General features: G+C 26.8%; 3 protein-coding genes and 1 tRNA gene. All 4 read right to left on the reverse strand.

Features of this window, described 5'->3' with window-relative positions:
- On the reverse strand, window positions 1-761 hold a 761-nt coding region (locus tag CHF27_RS13510), incomplete at its 3' end, for a phosphate butyryltransferase (RefSeq protein WP_115976337.1).
- Window positions 762-1,083: 322 nt separating this feature from the next.
- Complete coding sequence (locus tag CHF27_RS13515) at window positions 1,084-2,289, reverse strand: CdaR family protein (RefSeq protein WP_095406602.1); 1,206 nt, start codon at window positions 2,287-2,289, stop codon at window positions 1,084-1,086.
- On the reverse strand, window positions 2,286-3,128 hold the full coding sequence (gene cdaA / locus CHF27_RS13520; protein WP_095406603.1) for a diadenylate cyclase CdaA: 843 nt from the start codon (window positions 3,126-3,128) through the stop codon (window positions 2,286-2,288). The genes CHF27_RS13515 and cdaA overlap by 4 nt, the downstream gene beginning before the upstream one ends.
- 178 nt (window positions 3,129-3,306) lie before the next feature.
- Window positions 3,307-3,383 (reverse strand) — tRNA-Arg (locus tag CHF27_RS13525).
- Between the last annotated feature and the right edge of the window lies 1 nt (window position 3,384).

Consider the following 3,384-nt stretch of genomic DNA (forward strand, 5'->3'; position numbering starts at 1 on the left):
GATTTATATAATATATTTCCTGCTTCTATATCTGGTGCTAATAATATATCTGCATTTCCTGCTACTGGATGATCTATTCCCTTGTGATGTGCTGCTTGTACAGATACTGCATTATCTAATGCAAAAGGTCCGCCTACTATACAACCTGTTATTTCTCCTCTTTCATACATTTCTTGTAGTTCTTTTGCTTCAACTGTATCCTTCATTTTTGGGTTTACTTTTTCTTTTGCGCATAGTGCTGCTACTTTTGGAGTGTCTATATCTAGTGAATGAGCTACTTTACATGCATTTTCTATAATCTGTTTTTTCACATTTACGTCTGGAGCTAAATTCATAGCTGCATCTGTTATAAAAAACATTCTACTATATCCTTCTATTGCAAATACTGCTACATGACTTAATACATTGCCTGTTCTTAAACCTATTTCTTTATTTAAAACAGCTTTTAAAACTATTGATGTATCTACTAATCCTTTCATTAGCATGTCTGCTTTTTTTTGTGATACTAATTCAACTGCTTTTAGAGATGCCTCTGATATGTCTTTGATGTCTATTAATTCATAATTATTTAAATCTATATTCAAATCTGATGCTATTTCTTTTGTTTTCTCTATATCCCCTACTAAAATTGAATCTGCTATTCTTTCTTTTCTCGCCATTTCAACAGCCATTAAGACTTCTTTATCATGGCAACATGCTACAGATATGACCTTAGGCCCTCTCTCTTTCGCAAATTTAATTACTTCATTAAAATTTACCATCTTTTCTCCCCTCATTTTAAATATATTTTCCCCTTAAATACATCAATGTGGTTATATTATGATAAAACTATATGAACATTGTATCCACGTGTAGCGATTTGAAATTTTTTTATCCTATACTTAAATTATATATCTTTAACCAATTTTTTCCTAGTATATAATAAAAAATTTTTTTATAAAATTTTTTTATATACTAAGAAAAAAATTTTATTATTCAAGTTTATATTATCTTGAATTACAAAAAGATGCAATAAAAATATAAATTTAACATATGTCAAATTAAAAAACTATTTTTATTACATCTATTGTAATACTATATATTTTATTGTTGAATTTCCACGTTAGTTGGATTTATACTTATACTATCTAATTTATAATTTGTTTCATATTTTATATCGTAAGTTTGCTTATCTTCATCATTTCCTGATAAATCTATATATAAAACTATATCTGATTTTAATATCTTTTGATTATCATTTATATAATCTATATTAACTTTTATATCTTCAGGAATTTTAAGTTTGGATACATCCATATTATTTTCATTATTTCTTATTTGAATATCTCCAACACCATAAGTAAACTCATCCGTTATTTTTTTAACCTTATATGATTTTATAGTTATAATTTTTGTATTATATGATATACCTTCAGGTATTTCTAATAATACTTGATTTACTGTGTTTTTATCTACATCTAATAAATTCAACGGTTTTGTATTAATTGAATCTATCTTGTCTATAACTTCTTTTTTTCCTTTTATAACTATTTTATCTTGACTTAATTTATAATTATCTAAATTAAGTTCTTCTTGATTTTGATTATTATAAATTAAATTTATCGGAACTTCTTTTTGTTTTAACATAGATGCCGATATAGTTACAGATGATGCTTCTAATTCTACACCTTCTACTTTCTTACCATTTTCATTTATAGGAATTAAATTTAATTTAGTAGAAAAATCATTTTCTTCATTATCAGCATTTAAAATTGCAACCACTTTAGTAACACTTTTTACCAATGTTCTTGGACCAGACACTTTTACAGTCTTCATACTTCTATTTAGATTATCTATATTATCTTTTAACTTTCCTTCAAGTATTACTTCTACTTGCTTATTCTCATTTACCATTTTTTCTAAATTTAATGTTATTACTTTCGTTTTAAATTCATAGGTTACACTTTCATCTACAATGGCTTTTAAATATAAACGATTTGTACCCTCTACAGGGTTATCCCCCTCTATAGGGTTATTAATCTGGCCATAAACATGTATGTTTTCTTTTTTTACTTTCTGAAGGCTAGATAAATTTCCAGTTAAATAAATATCTGTTTTTAATTCCTCTTTTGGATATATAACTAAATTATTTTCATCTAATTCCTTCATATTATCTATTGTTATAGGAATATCCTCAAATCTCTTCGTTTCCTTTGGATCAACTATTGCCATAACATAAAGCCATAATACTACTGCACTTAAGATCGATATTGTTTTTATTTTGGTATTATTTTTAAATTTATTAATCATCTGAATATACCACCTTTAAAAAAGCTTTTATCCTCTATATCTATCTTTAAATTACTACGTAATATGTTAGTCATTCTTTCTTTAGATATATTTCTGTACAATTTACCTGCCTTTGCTATTGATACATCTCCTGTTTCTTCAGAAACTATTAATGTTATACAATCTGAAACTTCACTTACCCCAACTCCTGCTCTATGTCTTGTTCCTAAATCCTTACTTAAATCTTTACTTTGAGTTAGAGGTAAAAAACATGCAGCAGCTGTTACTTTCGAATCCCTAATAACAACAGCACCATCATGTAATGGCGTATTCGGAATAAATATATTTATTAATAATTGTCTTGAAACTTCTGCATCTAGTATAGTTCCAGTGTTTATTATATCCCCTATTTTAGTCTGTCTCTCCATAATTATAAGAGCTCCTATTTTTTGTCTTGATAAAGAATATAATGATTCAACTATTTCTTCGATAGTTCTATTCATATTTTCTTGAGATGTATTAAAATTATTTTTTCCAAAGAATTTTAATTTTGCTCTCCCTATATGTTCTAGCCCTGCTCTTAGTTCAGGTTGGAAAATTATACAAGCAGCTAACAAACCAATTTTTAAAGCATTAACTAATATCCAATAAAGGGTATGTAGTCTAAATGTATCACTAAGTTGAGTTGCTACTAATAATAAAATTATACCTTTTAAAACTTGTGCTGCTCTTGTATCTTTTATAAACATAAATATTTTATAAAAGATATATGCGACTATGGATATATCTATTATGTCATTTATACTAATTCGTGTTATTATACTAATAAAACTAGTTAAAAAAGAATTTATATCGGACACAGTTCTATCCTCCTGTTTGATAAGTTCTCAATTATTTACACTATGTATTATACTATATTAGTGTAGCTATATACAAACAATTTGATTTATACAATATAATTGTAAGTATTTTGTAATAATTTCTATAATTATAAGAAATATAAAAAAAAAGTTTCACATAAGTGAAACTTTCCTTTATTGGTGAGCGCACAGGGATTCGAACCCCGGACACACGCCTTAGAAGGGCGTTGCTCTATCCAGCTGAGCTATGCACCCA

The organism is Romboutsia maritimum (assembly GCF_002251085.2).
GTDB lineage: Bacteria > Bacillota > Clostridia > Peptostreptococcales > Peptostreptococcaceae > Romboutsia_B > Romboutsia_B maritimum.